This window comes from Hymenobacter defluvii (assembly GCF_017589435.1).
GTDB lineage: Bacteria > Bacteroidota > Bacteroidia > Cytophagales > Hymenobacteraceae > Hymenobacter > Hymenobacter profundi.
Window position 1 is genome coordinate 1 of record NZ_JAGETX010000068.1, and the last position, 1,309, is coordinate 1,309.

General features: G+C 50.3%; 2 protein-coding genes. Both read left to right on the forward strand.

Annotated elements, in window-relative coordinates:
- Positions 1-465: TRAFAC clade GTPase domain-containing protein (locus J4D97_RS22910; protein WP_208309617.1), on the forward strand; the 465-nt coding region annotated here is incomplete at its 5' end.
- A 248-nt stretch (positions 466-713) separates the two neighbouring features.
- Positions 714-1,309: hypothetical protein (locus J4D97_RS22915; RefSeq protein WP_208309618.1), on the forward strand; the 596-nt coding region annotated here is incomplete at its 3' end.

Genomic DNA, 1,309 nt, shown 5'->3' on the forward strand with positions numbered 1-1,309 from the left:
GCTGGAAAGTCTTCCTTTTTGGGGATGCTACATAGTCTGTTGCTGCGTGGCCATGGATTAACTCACTATACATTCGCTGGGTCGCTTACTTTGCTTGGTTGGGAGGAACTGGCCGTTGCTTTGCGATTTCATCGTGGACAGTCTACTGACCAGGCAGCAACGCCTAGTGATCCAACCTATTACAGCTTATTACATTGGGCATTGCGGCGGGGTGATGGACGCCTATGTGATGTGCTTTTCCCCGATGCATCTGGGGAAGTATTCAGTCAATGGGCGATCAACCAAGCCGACTCCAACGCTGAAAATGTGCGCTGGATTCATCAGTATGCCGATGCTTTCATCTTCTTTGTCGATTGCGAGGCCTTGATATTACGACGTGGCGCAGCCGTATCGAACTTGGTTGACTTAGCAGGGCGTCTTGCTCAGGGACTAAATGGTAGGCCAGTAGTGATTGCCTGGTCATAAGCGGACTTGCTGGATCAGGTGCGGCCAACTGTTAAGCAAAACTTGCTCACTCAGCTTGAACAGGTACTGGGCGCAGTGCCGCATTTCGAAATCAGTAAGCAATTACAGGGGCAACCTGACCCGCTGCAATTAGGCAACCTAGGAATTTTGGACAGCCTCCTGCAGGAAGTAGAATCTGTTCGCTTCACCCCGCCTACACTTGCTGTACCAGCGGATACTCAGGATCACTTCTTATTGTACCGAGGGAGATGAACAAAGAAGGAAACAGCGTGCTCATTATTGGCAAGCCTGGCACATCCAAAACGACATTTTTAGCGCAGTTATACGGTAAGCTGTTAGCTAAGCCCGAGCGGTTGAGTCTGCGCCAAACTCCGGAAGACCTACTTGCTATTGATGAGGCTCGCCAACGGCTTGCCGAAGGTCAATCTACTGCAAGCACACCTGCAGAGCAGAATAAGGTGTTGAAGTTGAGCTTACTACTGGACGGTAATCCTTTAGAACTGGAATTTCCGGACTATGGAGGGGAGCAGGTGAAGGCCATTATTCGTGATCGGGAATTAGGTCCACAGTGGGTTGAAATGTGCCGTAAAAGCAATACATGGCTGGTATTTATCCGACTGCATGACCATGCAGAACCGCATGATGTACTCACTAAGGCCTTTACTGAAGTGGCTGCTGCAACATCCGCGTCTGACGCTCAGGCCGAGCCTGTGCCTTTAAACGAGGCGGTAGAGTTGGTTGAATTGTTACAAATGTTGCTTGCCATGCGAGCAGTTGGTGTCCAACGACCCATCGAGCAACCCCGTCTCAAATTAGTGCTGACGCTGTGGGATGAACTACACAC